Here is a 21,003-nt window from a genome sequence, read left to right as displayed (position 1 = left end):
CGGGATGCTCCTGAAGGAAGTGAACAGAACCGGCCTGTTGATCGGCCTTTCCTAACAGGTCGAGCGGTAATGCGAATTCACCTCATTTATTTTTGAAGGGTTATACACGGGGTGAAACAGTCACCCAATAACGGCTGCGGTAGGTGACGTCGACCTTGAGTGAATGCGCCACCAGGCTGAGCACTTGATCGGTATCGTCCAACTGATAGGTGCCCGACACGCGCATCCCGGCGACCGCTTCGCTGCACCGCAGCAGGCCGTTTCGATAGCGCCCCAGCTCGGCGAGGAAGTCATCCAGGCGCATGTTGTGGGCGCTGATCACGCCATCGCTCCAAGCCCAAGGGTCGAGTCCATTGGCGAGGGGAGGGCGGATGCCATTGCGGTCGAACAGCACCTGTTCGCCCGGCTTTATCAACTGCTGTGCGTGGGTGTCGTGACGGTCGGCAAACAGCGCCACGCTGCCCTGTTGCACGGCGAGCAATGTGCCTTGGGCGTCTTCGCGTACCAGGAAGCGGGTGCCAATGGCGCGCAAGTAACCGTCGCGGGTCTGCACCCAGAAAGGTCGGCTGTCGACGCCGGTATTGACCAGGATTTCACCCTGACGCAGGTGCACCAGGCGCCGCTCTTGATTGAACGCCGTATCGAAAGCGCTGGCGCTGTTGAGCTGGATGTTGCTGCCATCGTTCAGCGCCACCCAGCGTCGTTCGCCGGTGACGGTACGGTAATCGGCCATCAGGGCCGGCAGCGGCGTGTAGTCGCGGCCAAGCCAGGTCAAACCGGCTGCGCCGGCCATCAGCCCGAGCAGTTTCAAGCCATCACGACGGCTGATGCGTTGGCGCGCACCCCGCAGGGCATGGCGCCCGACCTGGGCCGGTAGTTGGCTGAAGTCGTCATTCATCGTCGCCACCCGCTGCCACACTTGCTGGTGTTCGGCGCTGGTGTGCAGCCAGCGGTCAAATGCGGCGGTGCTGGCGTCGTCGGCTGTGTTGAAGCGCAGCGTGATCATCCACTGGATGGCCTGGTCTACGAGGCGCGGGTCATAGTTCGGCATAACGCAACCGATAACAGGCGTGCAGCGCCTTGGACAGGTCGCGCTCCACGGTCGCTTTGGACACGCCCAGACGCAGGGCGATCTGGGCGCAGGTCAGGCCATCAAGTTGGGCTAACAGGAACGCTTCGCGCACGCGCGGCTTGAGTTGGTCGAGCAGGCGGTCGATACGTTCGAGGCTGTCGAGGATCAGCCGCCGGGTTTCCTCCGACGGCACTTCAGCCTGCGGAAAATGCGCGAGGCTTTCGAGGTAGGCACGCTCCAGTTCACGGCGCCGGTACTGGTCGATCATCAGGCTGCGCGCGATGCTGCTCAGGTACGCGCGCGGCTGCTGCACCGTCTGCTGCTTGCGCGCATTGAGCAGGCGCACGAAGGTTTCCTGGGCCAGGTCGGCGGCATGCTCACGGCAACCGGTGCGCCGACTCAACCAGCCGCGCAACCACGAATGATGGGCATGGTACAGCTGGCCGATGGCGGCATGGTCCAGTGGGTGATCGCTCGACATGGGCATCCTGGCGCAGCAGTCTTAATTGATAATGTTTCGCATTCTAGACGTTGGTCGTGGCGTTGAGCAATCACTGGCAAGCAATGTATCCAGCACAATTTTTTGTTTGCCCAAAGCGCGCCGATTAGTCTGCGGGCTTTCCTGGTGGAGGGCTGAGCATGATCGACGTGGCGACCCTGGCGATATTTTCCGGTGCCGTGGTGCTGTTGTTGCTATCACCGGGGCCGAACATGGCTTTTGTCATCAGCCATGGCGTGACCCACGGCTGGCGCGGAGCAATGGCGTCGGCGTTGGGCATCTGTGTGGCGGACCTGCTGCTGACGGTATTGACCGCCAGCGGGGTGACGGCGCTGGTCGCCAGTTGGCCGCCATCCTTTGATGTGATCCGCTATGCGGGAGTGATCTACCTGCTGTGGCTGGTGTTCAAGACCTTGCAGAAAAGCCCTGGCCTGGACATGGCTCACATCAACCGCGTGGCCTTGGGCCAAGTCTGTTGGCAGGCGATGCTCAACAGCTTGCTCAACCCTAAGGCGTTGCTGTTTTTTCTGGTATTCCTGCCGCAGTTCGTAAGGCCCGAGGCCGGGCCCATTGCCATGCAGCTGATGGTGCTCGGCGGGGTGCTGACCGTGATTGCCGGTGTATTTCACGTACTGCTGGGGTGTTTTGGCGGGGCGCTCAGCCGGTTCTTTGCCAGGCGTTCGAACAGCGCCTGGCTACAGAAGTGGGGCCTGGCGACGGTACTGATGCTGCTGGCGGTGCGCCTGGCGGTGATGTCTCGTCCCAACTGATCTTGGGTGGCGGGGAGCACGCCAGGCAGAGCTAGCGGCGCGCGTCCATGTCAGCCCAACCGCGCCGCCGCCCGTGCGGTGATCTCACCGCGCACCTTGCGCGATTCCAGCGTGCGCTTCTTCGCCTCTTCCAGCACATGCGCAGGCGCCGTCTGCGGGCTGCCCGAATCAAACGGCGGTGCCGGTGCATATTCGATCTGCAACTGCACCAGTTGCGCCGCCGCTTCGCTGTATAACTCGGCCGCCAGCACCAGCGCGAAGTCGATCCCCGCGGTGATTCCACCCCCTGTAAACAGGTTGCCGTCACGCACTACGCGCTCCTGCACCGGGATAGCACCGAGCGGGGCGAGCATGTCGTGGTAGGCCCAGTGGGTGGTGGCCTTGCGGCCGCGCAGCAGACCCGCCGCGCCGAGTACCAGCGAGCCGGTGCACACCGAGGTCACATAGCGTGCGGTCTGGGCCTGGGTCTTGAGGAAATCCAGGGTGGCCGGGTCTTCCATCAGCGCACCCACGCCGGAACCGCCGGGCACGCAGAGCACATCCAGATTGGGGCAGTCGGCGTAGGTGGTGGTCGGTGTAAACACCAACCCAGTGCTGGAGGTGACCGGCGCCAGGTCTTTCCACACCAGGTGCAATTTCACGTCCGGCAGAGAACCCAGCACGTCATAGGGGCCGGTCAGGTCCAGTTGCTGGATGCCGGGAAACAACACAAAGCCGATCTGCAAGGTCATCAAGGATGCTCCGATAAAGAGGTGGACGGCTTCACTCTAGAGGCCTAGGCTTTGGCGAATACGCCATTGACCCCACGAATTACGCCAATCATGCCCAGAATTGTCCACGTCCTCGCTTTCGATAACGCCCAAGTGCTTGACGTGACCGGGCCGTTGCAGGTGTTCGCTTCCGCCAATGACTTGGCCCGCCAGCGCGGCCTGCCGCTGCCTTATGCGGTCTCAGTGATCGCTGCTCAAAGCGCGCCGGTGATGACCTCTGCCGGGCTGGCCCTGGTAGCCGAACCGCTGCCCGCCGTCGATGCGCCTTGCGATACCTTGGTAATCGCTGGCGGCTGGGGCGTTTATGGCGCCTCCGAAGACTTGGCGCTGGTGGACTGGGTTCGGGAAAAGGCCCGGCATACCCGACGCATGACCTCGGTGTGCACGGGCGCATTTTTGCTGGCCGCCAGCGGCATGCTCGATGGCTGTCGCGTGGCGACTCACTGGACGCGCTGCGAGGAATTGGCGCGCCGGTTTCCTTCGCTGACGGTGGAGTCCAATCCGATCTTCATCCAGCAGGGCGCCGTGTGGACGTCGGCCGGTGTCACCGCCGGCATCGACCTTTGCCTGGCCTTGGTGGAAGAAGATTTCGGCGGCGCGGTAGCGCTGGAAGTGGCGCGGCACCTGGTGGTGTTTCTCAAGCGCCCCGGCGGCCAATCGCAGTTCAGCGTGACACTGTCCCTGCAAAAGGGCGACAGCCGCTTCGCAGAACTCCACGCCTGGATGGCCGAAAACCTCACTTTGGAATTGAACATCCCGACCCTGGCCGCCCAGGCCGGCATGAGCGAGCGCAGCTTTGTGCGCCACTACCGCGCCGAAACCGGGCAAACCCCAGCGCGCGCCGTCGAGCTGATCCGCGTCGAAACCGCCCGCCGGCAATTGGCAGACAGCAATGCGTCAATCAAACGTATCGCCGTGCAGTGCGGTTTTGGCAGTGAAGAAACCCTGCGCCGCAGCTTTTTGCGGGCCTTGTCGGTCACGCCCCAGGCCTACCGCGAACGCTTTTGCGCACTGGCCTGAACGAAAAGTACACCGTTGAACCAAGGTGCTATGTTGGCCTCCCACCCACAGCGGGCGGGGTTTTTATCGAAGCCTACGGCGGCGCCCTCCGAGCTGAGAGCGAGGAGGGGCAGGGCAGCGTGTTCAGCTTCAGGATTGCCGCAGTGCCTTAAGCCCTATCGAGTAGCTCGATGATCGCTGACAGGGTCGCCTGCGGTGCTTCCTGGGGAATATTGTGGCCCACGCCGGGCAACACCTGACGTCGGTAAAAACCGCTGAAGTGCTCCACGTCATCGTCCTCTTCCGGCGGTGGGCCTACGCCGTCATCGGCACCGCACAACGAGATGCTCGGGACCGAGATCGCCGGTTGCATCGCCAACGCCTGCTCGATGGCTTCCAGCGCCGGATCGCCGGGCGCATACATGAAACGGTGGCGGTAAGAGTGAATCACCACCTCGACAAAGTCCGGGTTATCGAAGGACGGCGCCGTCTGCCCATACAGGTCCGGCCCCTCGGCCCATGACGGCGACCACAGCGCCCATAGCAATTGGCAGAGCTCGCGACGGTTGGCGGTCAACCCGTCCACACCGCGCTGGGTGTGAAAGTAATACTGGTACCACAACCGATGCTCCGTCACCGGCGCCCGAGGCTTGAGCGACTTGGCGATGTTCTGGATGTTGTAGCCATCCCCGGTCACCAGCCCGCGCACCCGCTGCGGCCACAGCGCGGCGACGATACACGCGGCGCGCCCACCCCAGTCATAACCCGCCAGCGTGGCTTGCGCGATACCCAGCGTATCCATGAACTCCAGCAGATCCTTGGCTAACGCGGCCTGTTGCCCGGAACGCATTACCTGCGCGTTGATAAAACGCGTGGGGCCATAACCGCGCAGGTACGGCACCAACACCCGGCAGCCGCGCCCGGCGAGCACCGGGGCAATGGCGTCGTAAGCGCGCGGGTCGTAAGGGAAACCATGCAGCAGGATCACCGGCTCACCGTCGGCAGGGCCGCGGGCTTCATAGGCGATGTCGAGCATGGAGGTTTGCGCGTGTAGCAATGGGGCGGTCAGGGTCATGGTTGGGCTCCGTGGTTGGCCAGCGTTAGCACATTTGAAGGGAAGCAAGGCCCTTGTGGTGAGCGGCCTTGCCCCGCGCTGGGCTGCGACGCGGCCCCAAAATCAGGCGCCGCGTTCTGTCAGGCAGAATGCGGCGTTTTGATTGGGCCGGTTTCGCCACCCAGCGCGGGGCAAGCCTGTTCGCCACAGCAGTATGTGTCAGCCTTTGCATTTTTGTAGAGCACAGACCGCTATTTGGACCGCAGTGAGTCAGTGCCTTACCGGTTACCTCTCAAGGTTGCCATACCGTTTTCTCCCCACTCAATTTACGGTCCAGGAATGTCGCCGCGCTGATCAGGGCCAAATGGCTCAACGCTTGGGGCGTATTGCCCAGATGCCGCGCCTGGCTGTCGAACTCTTCGGCATACAACCCCAGTGGGTTGGCGTAGCGCAGCAGTTGTTCGAATTCCAGGTGGGCCTTTTCCACCTGGCCGGCGCGGGCCAGGCATTCGACGTACCAGAACGAGCAGGCGGTGAATGCGCCTTCGGTGCCTTGCAGGCCGTCGATCTGGCTGTCGTCGTTGCGATAGCGGTAGACCATGCCGTCGCGCACCAGGCTTTTCTGGATCGCTTCCAGGGTGCTCAACCAGCGCGGGTCGGTGGCGGCGACGAAGCGCACCAGCGGCATCAGCAGCATCGAACCATCCAGCGCCGTGCTGCCGATGTGCTGTACAAAGTGCCCGCGTTCTTCGTTCCAGAAGTTGCTCCAGATGTCGGCGTAGATCGCCTGGCGCGTCTGGTCCCAGCGTGCGAACGGCGCCGGCAGCGAGCGTTTGGAGGCCAGGCGGATCGCACGGTCCAGGGCCACCCAGCACATCAATCGGGAATGCAGAAAGTGGTGCTGCTCACCGCGCATTTCCCAGATGCCCACATCTTTCTGGTTCCAGATTTCGCAGACCTGATCGGCGACTTCCACGGTGTGTTTCCAACCCTCGTGGGAGATGGCTTCGCCGTACTTGTTGACCAAGTACACCGCGTCCATCAACTCGCCATAAATATCCAGCTGGATCTGGTCGACGGCCTCATTGCCGATGCGCACCGGCCGGGCGCCACCGTGGCCGCTGAAGTGGTCCAGCTCGGTTTCTGGCAGCTCCTGACGACCGTCGATGCCGTAGAGGATGTTGATTTTGGTCGGCTTGCCGCAGCAGTCGCTGACGCGTCCTTTGAGCCAACGCATGTAAGCATTGGCTTCGTCGATGAAGCCCAAGCGCATAAAGGCATAGACGGTAAACGAGGCGTCACGGATCCAAGTGTAACGGTAGTCCCAGTTGCGCTCGCCGCCGGGTGCTTCCGGCAGCCCGAAGGTGGCGGCGGCGATAATTGCGCCGTGTTTGCGCGAGGTCAACAGCTTCAGCGCCAGGGCCGAGCGGTTGACCATTTCGCGCCAGCGCCCACGGTAGTTCGATTGGGCGATCCAGCCACGCCAGAACTTCAACGTGTGGGCCAGCGCCAAGTCGGTACAGCTGCTGTCGACGCGTTCATCGTTTTGGCCGCCGAGGACAAATTCGGCGCCTTCTTCCTGAGTCAGGGTAAAGCTCGCCACGGCAGTGTTGTCTTCGAGTTGCAGTGGATGGCTGCTGGACAAACGCAGGCCAGGCTGGCCGTCGGCGCTGAAGCACACGGTGCCGTTATCGAGGGAGGCGGCGGTTGGCGTGCGTGCGTAGTCATGGCGCACGGCGCAGCGCAGGTGAATGTTAGCTTGGCCGCTGACCACGCGTACCCGGCGGATCAAGAGTGGCAGGTCATCGGCTTCTTCGCTGATGGTCAGCAGGTCCGTGATTTCCACCACGGCTTCATCGCTGAGCCAGCGGGTTTGCAGCACGTTGGTGTCGGGCAGGTAGATCTGCTCGCGGCGGGCGTTGGGCAAATCCGGGGCGAGTTGGAAGATACCGGCATCGGGGGTGTCGAGCAGCGAGCAAAAGATCGAGGGGCTGTCGAATTCCGGCCAGCAGAAAAAATCGATGCTGCCTTTATCGTTAACCAGTGCCGCGCTGCGCATATCGCCGATGATGCCGTGGGCGTCAATGGCGCTCTGTGGTTCGTTTTTCAAATCAACCTTTTTCAAATCAACCATTGTCACGAAACTCCGGATATAGGCTCATGCCGCCGTCAATGAACAAGGTACTGCCGACCACATAGTCGGAGGCATCGCTGGCCAGCCAGACCACGGCGTTGGCGACGTCTTCCACATCGCCGACCCGGCCATACGGGATCAATTTGAGCAGTTCTTTTTCCGCCGCGCCTTCGGTGGCTGCGCGGTTGATCGCCGTCCGAATCGCCCCTGGCGCAATCCCATTGATGCGGATGCGCTGCTCGCTGACCTCTTGGGCAAGGCTGCGCATCAGCATTTCCACGCCGCCTTTGGACGCGGCGTAATTCACATGCCCGGCCCAAGGGATCAGTTGGTGCACCGAGCTCATATGGATGATTTTGCCCGCCGCCCGGGACACACCTTCACGGATGCCCTGGCGGTTGAAGATACGCAGGGCAGCGCGGGCACAGAGGAACTGGCCGGTGAGGTTGACGCCGATCACGCTGTTCCAATCGTCGAGGGTCATGTCGACCACGGCAGCGTCCTTCTGCATGCCGGAGTTGGCCACCAGGATATCCAAGTGGCCAAACGCATCGAGGGTCTGGGCAAACAGCCGTTCTACATCGGCCTCTTTGGACACGTCGGCGCCAATGGCAATCGCCCGCCCGCCGTCGGCGTTGATCTGCGCCGCCAGCGCTTCGGCGGGGGCGGCCTGGCGGTTGTAGTTCAGCACCACGGCAGCCCCGGCCTGAGCCAGAGCCTTGGCCGCACCAGCACCGATTCCAGAACTGGCGCCCGTCACCAGTGCTACTTGTTGCTCTAACGAGATGTGCATTGCCCACCCAGCCTATTAATTCATGAGTTCAATTAGCTGACTGATGGCGCGCAACGGAAGTTCATCCGTGTGGTAGCTGGGAGAAATTGAGCCGACTCACACTGGTTGTTGTGCGGGTGCTTATATCGACGTATCCGTATCAAACCGCGCGCAATCGAGCGCAAGCGTTTCGACGTGTGGCGCACTGAGAACTCAGAACACCACTATGAGTTCGACCAGCAGCACTACACCCGCTCCAGCGACAACACTGCGGGGTTGTACCTGGGCTAGCCGTGTACGTTCTTTTTACAGGCCAGCGTCGGGTTCTAACCCATATCGTTTGGGAAAAGTCGCAGCTCAGCGAGGGGCTTTGATTTTTTTGGCTATTTCTTACATCCATGCAGCGCATATTGCGGCTGACACAGGAACCGGTACCGACGAAAGCACCACGCATGGGAAAGCTGATGGGCTTCGACGTTACGTTGGAGCGACAAGCTGAAGATCGCGCCCACCGCAATGGAGAAAACTTATGTCGGTATCGATGTCCGATACACACGCTGCTGCTTCATCAACCTCTGCTCGTTCGCAGGACAATGTTGCGCCTCAAGGCAACGCCGAACGGCAGGTGCCCGCCCCGAACGGCAACGCGGCTGCGAACGTCAGGTTCCTGTCGCCGGAGAGCCAGGGCGGGCCGGTATTCGGCGATCGCCAGTCGTTGCCGGCCCGTCAGAACCCTTTTGAACGTATGGAGCCTTCTTACAGCGCGCCGGCCACGTCGAATTTCGTGACCTCTTTCAAACACTGGGTAGGCCATTGTTTTTCCGGCTATCGACCACCCTTTCCCGGTTGCAGCAATCCACCACCGAGGCCAAACCCAGGCTGCAGCAATCCGCCACCAAGGCCAAACCCTGGTTGCAGTAATCCGCCGCCGAGGCCAAATCCTGGCTGTAGCAATCCACCCCCACGACCCAACCCCACCCCCTGCAGACCCTATCCGATGCCTCCATGCAGGCCTGATCCGCAGTACTCGTTGAAAAACAACGAACAGTTGGCGCAGCAGTTGAGCGACAACTTCAACGCCTTCAGGGACCGCAATAACCCTGGGTATATAAGCGTTGATAGTATCCATGCGATGGCCAAAAAAGGCTGGTCTCCCGATCCCGTCACGAACGCGAACATTCGCCTGGCCAATGAGTTGCTACGTCGTCCAGAACTGATGAGCGCCCTTGACCGGAATACCTCCACCGGTGCGTTGGATGGCCTGATCAATCGGCAAAATGTGAATGCTGTAATCAAGGGAGAAAATTACTTCAAATACAAGAGCGACAAGGAGTTGGCCGGGGAAATGCTTAAGCACTTCAACGAGTTGAAAAGTAATCCCAGGGCCGGGGAATTGAGCTTCCATGACCTCAGGCGGTTGGCGTCACAGTCTCAGACGGGCGATTCTTCCAAGGATCACCTTGTCCAGCTTGCCCAGGAAATTCTCAGACGCAGTGACGTGTTGAAGAAAATGGACAATCTCGCGGGCCGTGATAACGACGGTCGCATCAGCTGGCAAGCGCTCTACCAGCTTTCCCGTTAACCGAAACTCAGACGCCGTTATTGAATGACGGCGTCTGCTTCAATTGTGTCAGGAACTGTTTACGCCGATTTACCACATAGGTCATATGCACCGTCTTTCAAATTCCAAGTGGAGGGCTAGCAAATGACGTCAACCTCGTTTCACTCATCTCAACCCAGCTGTCATGAGTTGTTTCGTGATTCTCATGATGGCGACTCAACTCTGTCCAAAGGCGACATAGCGACGCAAGAGTCCCTGGCCCTGCAGACTGCGCATGCTGTCGAAGCCAGGCGCATGAGGACATTCGCAGGTCAGCACAAATTCCAGGCGCCCGTAGAGGAAGATTTTTGCAGGGGACTGCTCAAGTCCAACCACGCCTCTAGTGATAACACCAAGCCACTTAAACACTCCAGGCTGATGAGTTACCTGACGGCCTGGTGGAGTCGGTAAAGGCGCGTTCGTGGGTTTTTACATGCTGTCATTGGAATTCATTGGTCGTAAGGAACTGTCGTATTCGTCCAGCCACACATGAGGTGCTTGCCTGAGTGGAATCCATTCGATGATTTCGGCCGCCAAGGGGGCGATCACCGTACAGGCAGGGATCGGAAAAAAGTTGGAGAAAACCCATGAAAATCGAGGGTGTACTACCTCATGGTGGGCCTCTGGCACTGGACGGGATGGTTTCAAGACCCACAGCGCCAGCGTCGCTCACCCACGCTGAAACCTGGAATGACGCTCGCCCAGCGCATCCGGAAAACGCGTCGCGCGGGCGATTGCCGTTGCGCGGTACATTGTCGGTGCTGCATCACCGAGCGCTGCAGAACCTGTCAGTGACGCGCGCCAATCTTTCGCCTCCCGGGGTGGCGTCCACGGACAGCCAATTAGCAACGGCCCTGGAGAAAGATTTTGGCAGGCTGCACCCATTCCTGAACGAAGGACGTTTGACCTGGTCGTCATTGCGGCGCGTTGCCGCTGAACGTACGGGTCAACACGAGGAGTTGGACCGAACGATTCAGGTGGTCAGTGAAATTCTGAAGCGACCGCGATTGAATGACGCGATCTTGAGCCGCGACGGTGATATTACTCGTGACAGTCTCAGGGCCGCCGCCCAAACATTGCAGGGCAATAGTTCTCCGAGCGTGTTCAGCCAGGATCCGTTCCATGCCCAGAGTAACACCCAGGTGGTGCAGGCCCTGCAGGGCCACTTCGAGCAACTGAGAGACAAATCCCAGGACCGGACGTTTCTGTTTGAGCAGCACCAGTACGTCGAAATCGCCACACTCAAGGCGGTCATGCAGGACCCGTATGCCGTTGACCCGCAGGGTATCCCAGTGCTGGAGCCGTCCACCGGCATGCCCAGGCCCAAGTACAGCGAGCTTTGCGTCTACACCGCAAAGAACATTCTAGAGCGGCCAGGGTTACTGCCTTCACTGGAGCGCGCGAACGGAACGCGACTATTTGGGCCTCCTCAAAAGGAAGGCTGGCTCAGCAACAAAAGTCTCGATCGTTGGCTGGAACAAGACGAAGCTCGCAAGGCGCGCTGATGGTTTACACCTTGAGAATTTTGCCGCTGAGGGACACACCCGCAAGCAACAATGCGATCAGCACGAAGGCGCTGCTCAGGCTGCTGCCATGCGCGATGAAACCGATCACGGCGGGACCGGCAAGAATCCCGGCATACCCCAGGGTAGTGATGGCGGGCACGGCGATGTGCTCTGGCATCACTGTCTGTTTACCGACGGCGGTATACAGCACCGGTACGATATTCGAACACCCGGCGCCTACCAATGCGTAGCCCAGCAGAGCGGTTTCCCAGGCAGGAAGCAGCGTCGCCAGCAACATGCCGGCGGTGGCCAGTGCGCCCCCGATCACGATCACCCGCGTAGCGCCCAGGCGCCGTACGATGGCATCACCCGTCAAACGGCCGGCGGTCATGGTCAGGGCGAACGCTGCGTAACCCAGGCCAGCGTAGGCTTCGTCAAGTCCGCGTTCGGCACTGAGGAACACCGCGCTCCAGTCAAGCACGGCGCCTTCGGCCAAAAACACGATAAAGCACAGACAGCCGATAAACAGCACCACGCCGTGGGGAACAGCAAATGCCGGGCCCGAACTTTCACTGCCGTAGGGCAGCAAATGCGGACCGGCCTTGAGCAGCGCCACCGCCATGATGACGATCACCACCAGGGTCGCTTGGAGAGGCGACAGCCCCAGTCCCAATAACCCGGCAACCCCCGCCGCGCCGACAATACCTCCCAGGCTGAACAAACCATGGAAGCCCGACATCATTGTTTTGCCACTGGCCCGCTCAACAATCACGGCTTGCAGGTTCACCGTGGAGTCCACAGTGCCCAAGCCCGCGCCAAACAGGAACAACGCGGCGATCAGTAACGGTATCGAGCTGACCGTGGCCAGCATGGGCAGGGCCAGGCAGATCATGATCGTGCCGGCGCTCAGCACGCGTCGGCAACCATAGCGCGATGCCAATGCGCCGGCGGCCGGCATGGCGATGATAGACCCCACCCCCAGGCACAACAGCAGCAGACCCAAGGTGCCCTCACTCAGTTCTGCACGAGCCTTGGCGTACGGCACCAGCGGCGCCCACGCAGCAATGCCGAAGCCGGCGATAAAAAATGCAATACGTGTCGACATCTGCTCCAACCGCCCGGGGATCACGGGCGCGGAGGTGGGAATGGCAGTCATGAAAAATCCTTGGTTTTGCGTTCAACGAACGGTGTCCGACGCGACATCCTTGCACATCGGGCCTTGGGGGGCGAGCCGGGTTCCCCGGAGATGACCTGTACTCAGGTTAATTTTTACAAACCGGGAACCCTATGGATGTCGGTAGCCACAACAGGAGGTGTTGAGCTCGTAGGAGGCGGCCTGGAAGGTGCGTAATCCCTGTGGGAACCGGTGAACCCCGGGTTTCTCGTGGTGGATTACCACCTTCCAGGCCGCCTCCCACAAACGCTATGTTGTGTAATACGCTGCTTGCCCAGTCTGTAGGCAAGTGAGCGGACGAACCGATGAAAATTGGAAGGCGACTAGCACCATGACCCTGTTCTATGACGCACGAGGCAATATTTATGGCGTGACCAGCCCGGCTTTTTTACGAAACCAGGGCATTGAGGTGCCCGACAGCGCCGCGCAAGCCGTGCGTGCTCGCGAGCGTTGGGCAACCCGAGCCATAACGTCTGAATGCGATTGGAATTCGACGCCGCGTCCCATCAATGCCAAGCCCCACCGCTGTGATGGTTTGTTGGTTGGCCCGTTCCAGACCGAACCGCCGTTTGACCTATTGATCGTGAACACCGACGGCTCCCTGGCTGAGCGCAGTGGCAATGGGTTGACGATTTTCGCCCAGGCCCTCACTGACCAGGGCTTGATGACTGAGGCGTGTGAATTGCGAGTGCATCATGACAAGCCTGATGCAGTGTCGCCGGTGGTGACTCGTGTCGAGCCTGCCGTCTACGAGCACCTCTCGGGATTTTGGCTGGCCTTGGGTTTGCCTGGATTTGGGCCGTCAGCCGTTGGTGCGCAAGAGGTGGAGCAGACAATTCTGGCCGGCACTGAACTGAGTTACGTGAGGGTGTTGGCGGCGATCGATCCGCGGTGGGCACACAGTCAGTTTGTGCGTGTAGGTAACCCTCATTGTGTGACCTTGGTCGATCAGGTGTCAGCTTTGCCGGATAACCTACAGATGCAGCAACCCGCGTTGTATGAACGCTTGCAGGCGATAGCCTTCGCCCCTCCGGCTGGCAGCGGTCGCCCCTGTTTGGCCGGGATCAATTTGCAATGGGTCGCCAGGCACTCCCGCAACCGAGTGATTGCCCGGGTGTTCGAACGGGGAGAAGGCCCTACGGCGTCCTCCGGAACCAGCGCCAGTGCCGTGGCCTGTGCGGCTTGGCGAGTGGGTTGGGTTGAGGGCGGTGAAGTCGCCGTGGTGATGCCTGGTGGCACTGCGCCGGTCCGCCTGCATACGCAGAACGACACACTGCAGAGCGTCAGTCTGTTCGGGACCGCGCGGCCTCAGGCGTAAAGCTTTTTGAATCGCTGATGCCCAAGGGGGTGTCAGCTGTTTCACGATCAATTAATTGATTAGACGAAAGTTGGTGTAGGGCATTTCTTGTCTTTAAGAAGTGTTTGGTTGAATAGAATTAATATCTTGTAAAAGACCCTTCAATCTTCGTTGTACGAAACTTCTCTTTTATTTTTCCGAGGTCGATTTTTTCCTGAAATCGCTAAGCTTCATGGCGTTCAGGCGCTTTCTCTCGGTAACTTTTCTACGTTTGACGGGGGAAGTATTTCAGTACGGTAATAAATAGATTTGGCGGGTAACAACGGATGGTTAGTGCGTTTTTTTCGTCACGTTTCAATTTGATCCTTCCAGGTATTAAAAGTGACTTTCAAGTGTTGGCGTTCAAAGGCCAGGAGGTCGTTGATCAACCATTTTTTATTCAGGTGCAGGTGGTCAGCGAAAATCCTTCACTGGATCTGGAGGCTTTGCTTCACCAGCCTGCATACCTGGCGTTCGGCGACACGGATACAGGATTGCATGGTCAGATTTACGCAATTGGCCGCGATGATCCTGGCCGGCGGCTCACCCGCTATCACCTGACGTTGGCGCCGCGCCTCGCCTACCTTGGTCATCGGCGCGACCAGCGGATTTTCCAGCAGCGCAGCGTTCCCCAGATCATCGCGACAGTCCTTGAGCACCACGGCATTCTGGCCGACAGCTATGCCTTTGAGCTGGGGCCGGTGGTGTATCCGCCTCGTACGTTCTGTGTGCAATACGCGGAAACCGACCTGCATTTCATCCAGCGGCTGTGTGAAGAGGAGGGCATTCATTACCACTTCCGTCACAGCGAGGGCGCGCATGTGTTGGTATTTGGCGATGACCAGACCGTATTCCGCCGCTTGCCCGTGCAACGTTATTCACCTGCCGGCGGGCCGCAGGCTGATACGCTGGTTATCCAGCGTTTCGATGTGCGCCTGGGCACCCGCAGTGGGCAAACGGTGCGCCGCGATCATGACTTTGAACATCCCTCCTTGCGCTTACAGACCACCGCAGGCTCGACCGCAGCGCAAACCCTTGAAGACTACTGTTATCCAGCAGGTTTTAGCGGTCATGCACGGGGTTCGCGCCTGGCTCGCAGAGGCTTGGAGCGCCATCAACGCGACCGTTTTCGCGCGCTGGGCAAGAGCGACCAGCCGGTATTGCGCAGTGGGCATTTCCTTGAATTGCAGGAATATCCAGATCCGCTCTGCAATGACCTTTGGTTAATCACTTCGGTCCGGCACGAGGGTTATCAACCCCAGGTGCTGGAGGAAGCGGCTGAGGAAGTGGGTACATTTCAGGGGTATCGCAATCGCTTCACGGCGACACCCTGGAGTGCGACGCATCGACCGCCCCTCAAACACCCCAAGCCGACCATCAACGGGACCCAGACCGCAACGGTCACCGGGCCTTCCGGTGAGGAGGTGCATTGCGATGCATACGGCCGGGTGAAAGTGCGATTTCATTGGGACCGGTTGGACAAGACCGATGACAAAAGCAGTTGTTGGGTGCGAGTGGCGTCAGGATGGGCCGGTGATGGGTTTGGCGCAACGATGCTCCCACGGGTGGGCATGGAAGTGCTGGTGACCTTCCTTGAAGGAGACCCGGACCAGCCGTTGATCCACGGTTGCCTGCCGAATGCGTTGCACATGCCTACCTATCCTTTGCCGCAACACAAGACCCGCAGTGTCTTGCGCACTCGCAGCACCCTGGGCGGTGAAGGTTCCAACGAGTTGCACCTCGAAGATCGTCGTGGCGAGGAGCTCATCTACGTTCGGGCTCAACGGGATTTTGAGCAACAGGTGGGCCATGACGCTCGCTTGGAAGTGGATGGGGAGCGACGGGAAATCATTCGAGGGTTAAGCACGGTTCACCTGGAAAGTGAGGAGCATCGTCATGTCACGGGTGATCGTAAGGTTGTTCTCAAAGCCAGCGACCACCTGGACGTGCAGGGCGATAGCCAGACGTATGTCCGGCAGACCCTCGTGATCGAAGCTGGCCAAGAGGTGCATCTCAAGGCCGGTGCCAGCTTGGTGATCGACGCCGGCGCACACCTGAGCTTCAAGGCGGGCGGAGAGCACCTGGTGATCCAGGCGGGAGGTATTTTCAGTAGTCGGCCCATTACCCTCGGTGGCACACCGTCCGCGACCGGGTCGGCGAGTTCTGTGTCGGTTGCTACAGCCCCTGAAGTCTCCGTTGTCCAGGGCGTCATCATGCACTTGGCCAAGCAACTGGGCGCGGACTTCTGTCCAGTGTGCGAACGCTGCCGCGAAGGCCTGTGCGATATCAGTGAGAGGGCTGCCTGATGGACAACCTTCCAAACCAATGGATGAGCCAGCAGCTGCAGGCAGGGCGCAGGCTGTGCTTGATACTTGAAGGCAGTAACGCAGCCCGCCAGCCGATGTTGGCAGCGCGAGGCTTTCCAGACTATTGCAGCCTCTACGCACAAACCCCGCTGGCGGAAATCGCCACGGCTGGCCCCTTGATCCTGTTGCTGGATCAGGTTGGCGAGCCCGCGCTGCTCGATCTTCTACAAAAGCCGGAGATGAATTGGGGGTGGTTGGGCAGTTTGCCAAACGTGGACCTCACGGACGTGACGCGGCATTGGCGCGACCGGCTGCTGGTCGGGCCCGAGGGGCACCAGGCGCTGTACCGATTTCACGATAATCGTACGCTGGCGCGTGCACTCAACTGCCTGAAGGTTGAGCAATGGCCAGCATTCCTAGGTCCGCTGATCAGTGTGTGTTACTGGCACGAAGACCGTTGGCACTATGGCAGTAACCCTGCTCCCGGTGATTATACGGTGCCCGATCCAGCCCCTTGGCTGAACATACCTAACCCAAATGCCCACGCCATTTTGCACGCCAATATCCTGCGTTACCTGCTGGCGGAGCACAGTGAAAGTCTGGCAGCGCTGGTCGAATTCCAAGACCCCAGGGTATGGCTGACCCAGGTACTCGAACAGGCTCGGGCCTGGCAATGGAACCAGCCGGAGCAGTTGGAGTTTCTGGTAGTGCGACGGTTGGAAGAGGCCAGTCGCGCCAGTGTGATTCCATGGCAGCCAACCGTCGGAGAAACCCCTGAAGATCATTTCCAGCGGACGTTGCAGCTGTGGCGCTCGATGGAGAAAAACGATGAGTAGGCGGATCTTGGGTGTGCTGCTGGCGCTGGGGATGGCAGGGCTTTCGGGGTGTGCGGTAAAGCCGGTCGAAAGCTTTACGCTGCAGGTGGATCTACCACCGGAATTTAAACTTAAAACAGCCGCCAACTACAGGCCCGCCACGGGTGAGACTTGCACCTTGCCAAGGCGTCGAGGCAAGCGGCCAGAGCGGAAGGTCTTTTTTACCGAATACAAACCTGCGGCCAGTCGGGTGAGTTATCAATTGCCGCTAACTGAAACGGTGGAGGGATGCCCGCTGGTGTTGCGTGGCGTCGAGTTTGATTTTTATGCGAAATGGGGGAAACGGGATGGGGATGTTGGGGGGGATATTGCGGGTATTTCCATTATCGATCGCCTGGATTCGCCCCGGATGCCTGAATCCGGTGTTCAGGAGCTGCAGGGTCAATGTCAGTGGTGGTTTCGAACGGTAGGCCCTCTTCATGGGATCAGGAAGATTCTGCAATGCCGTTCACTGGACGCGGCAGGTCAACTGCAAAAAGCGCCCGCAGGGGGTGTTGCACAGCGCGATGAGCTACCGGGTAAAACGCTTAGGGTGGTGCTGACTTTAACGGAGGAGGAACAGCCGGCTTTTGACGATAGCTGGGTTGCCGTTCCTGGTGGCTGGAAGCGGTGTAGGGGGAAAAGCTTCGAAGATCTGGACGCCTTTTGCAATGGTGATACGACCAACTTTAAGCCGATTAAAATGCCGGATGGCCGCATCTGTGATGTTTATCCATCGTGCAAGTAGCAAGGAGAAAGCTCATGAGTTTGGACGCAAGGAAGCAACCTTTTTTAGTGACAATAAGCCCGCCTGCTCATTGCGAGGGCATTGGGTAAGTTTCTGTCTAGTAGATGAACTTGGGGTTGGAGTGACGTATGGCGGTCTGTCCTACACTGTCCACGACAGTACTGGACAGCAATACAAAGGCCGGCTGAATGGGGAAGGTTTCGCCAAACTAGGAGATGTGTATTGCGGCCCTGTGGTTCTTGTTTTTGACGATTTGTATTCTGGAGTAGATCTACCGTATCAGCGGCTAATGATACGTCCTACCTATAAGCTTCCCATCACCGATCTCCAATTTCGTGCAGAACAAACCCGATTTGCTGCGGCTGACGGTCGCCGTATCGAAAACAATCCCGCGAAACAGCATGCCAATAGGTTTTATCAAGTCGAGGTGCGCGATCTCGTTCGCCATGTCGCCCACTTACCTCCGATAGCTCCTCGTACTCATCGCCCCCAACGCCACGCCCTAAAAATGATGGCAGACCTCGGCTTCGGTCCACCTCAGCCAGCCTTGTTCGGGGTCGTGCTCTTCCCCAACAACCACACCGTTCTCGAAGTACGCCCGCTTCGAGCCCTGCGCCCAATGCTTTCCACTCAAGACGATTTCTGTGCCTTGAACCTGTACCAGTTGGCATTGTTTGCATCACTGAGTTATTGCAACTTCGGTCAGGTGCCGCCGGAGAAACCCCAGGATGAAGTGCGTTTTCCGCTAGACCCAAGTGTCGGAAATCTATTTGCCGAGCAGCTTTCAGGGCATCAGGAAGCGTGGAGAGTTGATCCGGAGCAAACGCAGCGTTTCTATCCACTCTATGAGGAAGTCCCGTACTCCAGGCGCTTCGAAATCCTGCCCTTTGATCCTGCGTTATACCCACAGAATCGCCCGGAACTGGGGGATGAACAGGAACACCCCGCGCGCTTGCATTTCTTCGATGACGAAAAAGGCGGCACTGATACCCAGGCGTTCATCACTCACCACGATGAGGTAATTCTGATAGCGGTGCGAGGCACTGCCAGTTCAGCTGATGGGTTGCGAGATGCCAACGCCCACCAGGTGCTTTTCGCGGAGGGTGTTGGCAAGGCGCATGAAGGGTTTTATCTGGCATACCAAGCGGTGCGTGATTTCGTACTACGCTACCTTGATCAGTTTCACACCGGCCAGCGCATTGTGATTTGTGGCCACAGCCTGGGCGGCGCGATTGCGTTGCTCCTGGCTGAAGGGTTACGTCGAATTCCCGATGCCAATTACAACGTCCTCCTTTACACCTACGGCGCTCCCCGCGCCGCCGACTCCGAGTTCACTCGCGGCGCATCCACGCTGGTCCACCATCGCATCGTCAACCACAACGACCCCGTTCCCAGCGTCCCTGCGCCCTGGATGAATACCACCGCCAAGCTCTGGATCCCTGGCGCCGTCACGCTATTCAGCGCGCCCACCGCAGGTGGTCTGCTGTTCGCAGCCGGCTTGATACGTATTGGCGGCAACCCTTACCAACATCATGGCGAGCAGCAGCACTTTATGCCGATCATGCTCCCGGATGGCACGCACTCGTCGGTATTGTGGAAGCCTGGTTGTGAGTCCATCGAAGAGGCTGGTCACAGTCGAGCGTTGCAAGTGCGAGGTGACATGCCCGACCGCGAAGGTTTGATCAGGCAACTGGTGCAATACAAACAGCACTTCATGACCGCCAGCTACATCCCTGCTGCCTGGGCGACGTTGCGGCGCTGGCAACAAGCTTTGGATCGCAACGGCCCTCTGGTGACCCAGCGCGAGTTTGAACTGCTCGACCATGCCCTGGCGACCATGCGCAAACAACTGCAAGACAAGCGGCGTGAACTTACCCGACATCGCCCGACCAACGCACGGTCCTATGAATATCACGAGCCCTTGAATGCAGAGATCGACCGCCTGCACACCAGTCGCGAACGCCTGCAAACCCTGCGTTGGCGTCGCCTCGATGCCCGTGATATCTACGGGAGCCACGCCCACTCTGCAGCGGTGCCGCCGAGCCTGAAGCGCTGGTTCCGTCATCGTGAAAACCAGGCACTGCCTCAGGTCGCCAGTATCCCTCCCGCCACGCCAAGCGAGCTGGGGAGGGCGCAATCGCTGGATATCGACTCAGTCGTATGATCCCCGTGCTTACATAAACTCCACCTGCGCGGGCTGGCGCTTCATCAACACCTTGCCGTTGCGAATCGAGTACAGCGGTAGTCCTTGGCTGCGAATCACCTCGTAGTCGCTGTCCGCCGAGAGGATCAACAAATTGGCTGGGCGTCCAGGCTCAAGGCCGTAGCGATCACCCAGGGCCATGGCCTTGGCGCTGTTGTCGGTCACCAGGTCGAGCGCGCTTTGCAGGTTGCGGTAGCCGAGCATGTGGCAGATGTGCAAACCGGCTTCGAGCACCCGCAGGATGTTGCCGTTGCCGAGCGGGTACCAGGGATCGACGATGGAGTCCTGTCCGAAGCACACGTTCATGCCCGCTTCGAGCAGTTCGTTGACCCGCGTGACACCTCGCCGTTTCGGGAAACTGTCGAAGCGGCCTTGCAGGTGGATGCTTTCGGTCGGGCACGAGACGAAGCTGATACCGGAGTGGCCCAGCAGGCGGAACAACTTGGCGCAGTAGGCATTGTCGTAGGAACCCATGGCCGTTGTGTGGCTGGCCGTGACGCGGGCGCCCATGCCGCGGCTGCGGGCTTCTTCGGCCAGCACTTCGAGGAAGCGCGAATGGGGGTCGTCGGTTTCGTCGCAATGCACGTCCACCAGGCAACCGGTGCGCTCTGCCAGGTCCATCAGGAATTTCACAGAACTCACGCCTTGGTCGCGAGTGTATTCAAAGTGGGGGATGCCGCCGATCACGTCGGCGCCCAGGCGGATGGCTTCTTCCATGAGCTCGCGGCCGTTGCGGTACGACTCGATGCCTTCTTGAGGGAAGGCGACGATTTGCAGGTCGATCAGGTGCGTGCTTTCTTCGCGCACTTGCAGCATGGCCTTGAGCGCCGTGAGGTCGGGGTCGGTCACGTCGACATGCGTGCGTACGTGCTGGATGCCGTGGGCGGCAAGGGACTGGATAGTTTTCTTGGCACGGGTCCTGGTGTCTTCCTCGGTGATGGTGGCTTTGCGTTCTCCCCAGCACTCGATACCTTCGAACAGGGTGCCGCTCATGTTCCAACGTGGTTCGCCAGCGGTAAGAGTGGCGTCAAGGTGGATATGGGGTTCGACGAAGGGCGGGATTACCAGATTGCCAGCGGCATCCAGGTCGCCAGCCTTCATGACGGGTGGAGTCGCTTGTGGGGTGATGCTGGCGATCCGGCCGTTTTCCAGGTGCAGATCATGCAGGCCTTCACGGTTGCGCAGGCGGGCGTTGATGATGTGCATG

Annotated in this window: 16 protein-coding genes and 1 pseudogene; 9 read left to right on the top strand and 8 right to left on the bottom strand. The window is 59.6% G+C overall.

Annotated features, from left to right (window positions below; genetic code table 11):
* Window positions 1-100: 100 nt before the first annotated feature.
* Together ACVWXD_RS15415 and ACVWXD_RS15410 are read right to left on the bottom strand one after the other, a co-directional pair.
* On the bottom strand, window positions 101-1,051 hold the full coding sequence (locus tag ACVWXD_RS15415) for a FecR domain-containing protein (protein WP_032888233.1): 951 nt from the start codon (window positions 1,049-1,051) through the stop codon (window positions 101-103).
* Entirely contained in the window at window positions 1,038-1,553 is a 516-nt protein-coding gene (locus ACVWXD_RS15410; RefSeq protein ID WP_032888235.1) for a sigma-70 family RNA polymerase sigma factor, read from the bottom strand. The genes ACVWXD_RS15415 and ACVWXD_RS15410 overlap by 14 nt, the downstream gene beginning before the upstream one ends.
* 158 nt (window positions 1,554-1,711) lie before the next feature.
* On the opposite strand from ACVWXD_RS15410, the gene ACVWXD_RS15405 reads away from it, so the two are divergent.
* Window positions 1,712-2,341 (top strand): LysE family translocator, encoded by a 630-nt coding sequence (locus ACVWXD_RS15405; RefSeq protein WP_032888237.1) that lies wholly within the window; start codon window positions 1,712-1,714, stop codon window positions 2,339-2,341.
* 50 nt (window positions 2,342-2,391) lie between these two features.
* Here the strand turns inward: ACVWXD_RS15405 and inhA are convergent, their stop codons facing one another.
* Window positions 2,392-3,072, bottom strand: a complete 681-nt coding sequence (inhA, locus tag ACVWXD_RS15400; protein WP_457371168.1) for an isonitrile hydratase — start codon at window positions 3,070-3,072, stop codon at window positions 2,392-2,394.
* 90 nt (window positions 3,073-3,162) lie between these two features.
* On the opposite strand from inhA, the gene ACVWXD_RS15395 reads away from it, so the two are divergent.
* Entirely contained in the window at window positions 3,163-4,131 is a 969-nt protein-coding gene (locus tag ACVWXD_RS15395; protein ID WP_457371167.1) for a GlxA family transcriptional regulator, read from the top strand.
* Window positions 4,132-4,279: 148 nt separating this feature from the next.
* On the opposite strand, the gene ACVWXD_RS15390 is transcribed toward ACVWXD_RS15395, so the two are convergent.
* The 3 genes from ACVWXD_RS15390 to ACVWXD_RS15380 form a co-directional block, all read right to left on the bottom strand.
* On the bottom strand, window positions 4,280-5,185 hold the full coding sequence (locus ACVWXD_RS15390; protein WP_457371166.1) for an alpha/beta fold hydrolase: 906 nt from the start codon (window positions 5,183-5,185) through the stop codon (window positions 4,280-4,282).
* A 271-nt stretch (window positions 5,186-5,456) separates the two neighbouring features.
* Complete coding sequence (locus ACVWXD_RS15385) at window positions 5,457-7,298, bottom strand: glycoside hydrolase family 15 protein (RefSeq protein ID WP_181644471.1); 1,842 nt, start codon at window positions 7,296-7,298, stop codon at window positions 5,457-5,459.
* Window positions 7,291-8,091 (bottom strand): glucose 1-dehydrogenase, encoded by an 801-nt coding sequence (locus ACVWXD_RS15380; RefSeq protein ID WP_032888248.1) that lies wholly within the window; start codon window positions 8,089-8,091, stop codon window positions 7,291-7,293. The genes ACVWXD_RS15385 and ACVWXD_RS15380 overlap by 8 nt, the downstream gene beginning before the upstream one ends.
* 508 nt (window positions 8,092-8,599) lie before the next feature.
* On the opposite strand from ACVWXD_RS15380, the gene ACVWXD_RS15375 reads away from it, so the two are divergent.
* Complete coding sequence (locus ACVWXD_RS15375; RefSeq protein WP_178075189.1) at window positions 8,600-9,652, top strand: type III secretion effector protein; 1,053 nt, start codon at window positions 8,600-8,602, stop codon at window positions 9,650-9,652.
* Window positions 9,653-10,257: 605 nt separating this feature from the next.
* Window positions 10,258-11,175 (top strand): type III secretion protein, encoded by a 918-nt coding sequence (locus tag ACVWXD_RS15370; RefSeq protein ID WP_177434325.1) that lies wholly within the window; start codon window positions 10,258-10,260, stop codon window positions 11,173-11,175.
* 4 nt (window positions 11,176-11,179) lie between these two features.
* Here ACVWXD_RS15370 and ACVWXD_RS15365 read toward each other — a convergent pair whose 3' ends face one another.
* Entirely contained in the window at window positions 11,180-12,331 is a 1,152-nt protein-coding gene (locus ACVWXD_RS15365; RefSeq protein ID WP_032886723.1) for an MFS transporter, read from the bottom strand.
* Between the two features lie 349 nt (window positions 12,332-12,680).
* Between ACVWXD_RS15365 and ACVWXD_RS15360 the strand changes: the two genes are divergently transcribed.
* From ACVWXD_RS15360 to ACVWXD_RS15340, 5 genes and pseudogenes are all read left to right on the top strand, one after another.
* On the top strand, window positions 12,681-13,667 hold the full coding sequence (locus tag ACVWXD_RS15360) for a diaminopimelate epimerase (RefSeq protein ID WP_457371165.1): 987 nt from the start codon (window positions 12,681-12,683) through the stop codon (window positions 13,665-13,667).
* A gap of 305 nt (window positions 13,668-13,972) precedes the next feature.
* Window positions 13,973-15,991: a type VI secretion system Vgr family protein gene (locus tag ACVWXD_RS15355; RefSeq protein ID WP_457371164.1), complete on the top strand. Its 2,019-nt coding sequence runs from the start codon at window positions 13,973-13,975 to the stop codon at window positions 15,989-15,991.
* Window positions 15,991-16,827, top strand: a complete 837-nt coding sequence (locus ACVWXD_RS15350) for a DUF4123 domain-containing protein (protein WP_457371163.1) — start codon at window positions 15,991-15,993, stop codon at window positions 16,825-16,827. Before ACVWXD_RS15355 ends, ACVWXD_RS15350 begins: the two co-directional genes overlap by 1 nt.
* A complete protein-coding gene (locus tag ACVWXD_RS15345; protein WP_401383754.1) occupies window positions 16,820-17,593 on the top strand; it encodes a hypothetical protein in 774 nt (257 codons plus the stop codon). The genes ACVWXD_RS15350 and ACVWXD_RS15345 overlap by 8 nt, the downstream gene beginning before the upstream one ends.
* A 14-nt stretch (window positions 17,594-17,607) precedes the next feature.
* Window positions 17,608-19,757, top strand: a pseudogene (locus tag ACVWXD_RS15340) (lipase family protein).
* Between the two features lie 9 nt (window positions 19,758-19,766).
* Here ACVWXD_RS15340 and codA read toward each other — a convergent pair.
* Window positions 19,767-21,002 (bottom strand): cytosine deaminase, encoded by a 1,236-nt coding sequence (gene codA, locus ACVWXD_RS15335; protein ID WP_457371162.1) that lies wholly within the window; start codon window positions 21,000-21,002, stop codon window positions 19,767-19,769.
* Between the last annotated feature and the right edge of the window lies 1 nt (window position 21,003).

The sequence above is a fragment of the Pseudomonas sp. TE3911 genome (assembly GCF_054062775.1).
Note: the sequence above shows the minus strand (reverse complement) of the source record. Positions and strands in the feature narration are given on the sequence as shown.

What these genes read in the sequence shown, in the direction of transcription:
- ACVWXD_RS15415 (WP_032888233.1), bottom strand. Translation starts at nt 1,051, where the DNA reads ATGCCGAACTATGACCCGCGCCTCGTAGACCAGGCCATCCAGTGGATG.
- ACVWXD_RS15410 (WP_032888235.1), bottom strand. Translation starts at nt 1,553, where the DNA reads ATGTCGAGCGATCACCCACTGGACCATGCCGCCATCGGCCAGCTGTAC.
- ACVWXD_RS15405 (WP_032888237.1), top strand. Translation starts at nt 1,712, where the DNA reads ATGATCGACGTGGCGACCCTGGCGATATTTTCCGGTGCCGTGGTGCTG.
- inhA (WP_457371168.1), bottom strand. Translation starts at nt 3,072, where the DNA reads ATGACCTTGCAGATCGGCTTTGTGTTGTTTCCCGGCATCCAGCAACTG.
- ACVWXD_RS15395 (WP_457371167.1), top strand. Translation starts at nt 3,163, where the DNA reads ATGCCCAGAATTGTCCACGTCCTCGCTTTCGATAACGCCCAAGTGCTT.
- ACVWXD_RS15390 (WP_457371166.1), bottom strand. Translation starts at nt 5,185, where the DNA reads ATGACCCTGACCGCCCCATTGCTACACGCGCAAACCTCCATGCTCGAC.
- ACVWXD_RS15385 (WP_181644471.1), bottom strand. Translation starts at nt 7,298, where the DNA reads ATGGTTGATTTGAAAAAGGTTGATTTGAAAAACGAACCACAGAGCGCC.
- ACVWXD_RS15380 (WP_032888248.1), bottom strand. Translation starts at nt 8,091, where the DNA reads ATGCACATCTCGTTAGAGCAACAAGTAGCACTGGTGACGGGCGCCAGT.
- ACVWXD_RS15375 (WP_178075189.1), top strand. Translation starts at nt 8,600, where the DNA reads ATGTCGGTATCGATGTCCGATACACACGCTGCTGCTTCATCAACCTCT.
- ACVWXD_RS15370 (WP_177434325.1), top strand. Translation starts at nt 10,258, where the DNA reads ATGAAAATCGAGGGTGTACTACCTCATGGTGGGCCTCTGGCACTGGAC.
- ACVWXD_RS15365 (WP_032886723.1), bottom strand. Translation starts at nt 12,331, where the DNA reads ATGACTGCCATTCCCACCTCCGCGCCCGTGATCCCCGGGCGGTTGGAG.
- ACVWXD_RS15360 (WP_457371165.1), top strand. Translation starts at nt 12,681, where the DNA reads ATGACCCTGTTCTATGACGCACGAGGCAATATTTATGGCGTGACCAGC.
- ACVWXD_RS15355 (WP_457371164.1), top strand. Translation starts at nt 13,973, where the DNA reads ATGGTTAGTGCGTTTTTTTCGTCACGTTTCAATTTGATCCTTCCAGGT.
- ACVWXD_RS15350 (WP_457371163.1), top strand. Translation starts at nt 15,991, where the DNA reads ATGGACAACCTTCCAAACCAATGGATGAGCCAGCAGCTGCAGGCAGGG.
- ACVWXD_RS15345 (WP_401383754.1), top strand. Translation starts at nt 16,820, where the DNA reads ATGAGTAGGCGGATCTTGGGTGTGCTGCTGGCGCTGGGGATGGCAGGG.
- codA (WP_457371162.1), bottom strand. Translation starts at nt 21,002, where the DNA reads ATGCACATCATCAACGCCCGCCTGCGCAACCGTGAAGGCCTGCATGAT.